This window comes from Acinetobacter sp. 228 (assembly GCF_048147885.1).
In genome coordinates this window covers 1-1,334 of record NZ_JAYWYV010000290.1, presented here as the reverse complement: position 1 = coordinate 1,334, position 1,334 = coordinate 1, and the positions used below count along the sequence as shown (strand labels likewise).

Annotated in this window: 1 protein-coding gene and 1 pseudogene; one reads left to right on the top strand and one right to left on the bottom strand. The window is 37.7% G+C overall.

Going from position 1 to position 1,334, the window contains the following annotated elements; translation table 11 throughout:
- Nucleotides 1-621 (top strand): annotated as a pseudogene (locus tag VXQ92_RS18310) (NADH oxidase); the annotation flags it as partial.
- Nucleotides 622-679: 58 nt separating this feature from the next.
- Here VXQ92_RS18310 and VXQ92_RS18305 read toward each other — a convergent pair.
- The coding region (locus VXQ92_RS18305) for a TonB-dependent siderophore receptor (RefSeq protein ID WP_416682764.1) at nt 680-1,334 on the bottom strand (655 nt) is incomplete at its 5' end.

The window sequence follows — 1,334 nt, the reverse complement described above, 5'->3', positions numbered from 1 at the left end:
CGTGAAGCAACTTCAGAGAATTTTATTATTTCAGTGAAGCTTAACTCTGCCGACTTCCAGCGTGGTGGTATTAGCGAACAAGATGTGATTTCGGTATTTAAAGCCGTTGATGAAGCAGGGATCGACTTAATTGAAATTTCAGGTGGAACTTACGAAGCACCTGCAATGGCTGGTGCCAAAGCTGATAAACGTAAGGCAAGTACTATTGCACGTGAAGCATACTTTCTAGATTTTGCTGAAAAAATCCGTCAGCATGTAAAATGTAAACTTATGGTGACAGGTGGCTTCCGTACAGTAGAAGGCATGAATGCTGCTCTAGCAAGTGGGGCATGCGACTTTATTGGTATTGCTCGTCCACTTGCTGTTGAAACAGATTTAACTGACCGTTTAATCGCAGGCCAAGACGTTCGCTACGCCGTAAAACCAATTAAAACAGGTTTACCTTTTGTCGATAAAATGGCAATTATGGAAATTATTTGGTACGCGGCACAATTTAAAGCCATTGGGCAGGGTAAAAAGCCAAATCCTAAACTGTCACCTTTACTCGTGTTTTTAAATTATGCCAAGGGTAATATTAAGGCTGTTGTTCAAGGACGCGTGAATTCACGTAAGTCAGCGTAAAAATTTCTTAAAGTAAAGGTACTATTTCTAAGGATGAAATAGTACCTTTATGCTCAATTTAGAACGTATAGCTCATACCTAATTGAACGGTACGTGATTCACCCGGATAAGCATAGGAACGAAAAGCACTTTCATCATAAACTTTATCAAAAATATTCTTCACATCTAAGTTAAGACGAAGTTTTGGTGTTGCCTGATAATAAGAAACCAAATCTGTAACTGCATAACCTTTCATGTTATAGGTGTTATTGGCTGTCTGACCTGCACGTTTATCAATATATTTTTGATTGATGCCTAGACCTAAGCCTTGTAAAGGACCATCCTGAAATTCATAGATATTTAAAAGATTAAAACTATTCTTTGGAATATTGGCTAGAGCTGTTCCTTTTTGCAAAGTATTGTCTTTAGTTACTTCCGCATCTGTATAAGCATATCCACCAATAATTTTCCAGGCTGGTGTAATTTGACCAGCAATATTTAACTCAATGCCACGGCTACGAACTTCACCAGCAGCGACTTTTTTATTTTGATTTGGATATAAAGGATCATCTGTTAAAACGTTTTCTTTATTAGCATAAAAAATAGCGGAATCAATCGATAACATATTATCAAGTGCTTGCCATTTAAAACCTAACTCGTAAGCTGTACCTTCTTCAGGATCAAAACCTTCTCCGTTACGGTTGGCGCCAGTATTTGGTTTAAAAGATTTTGCA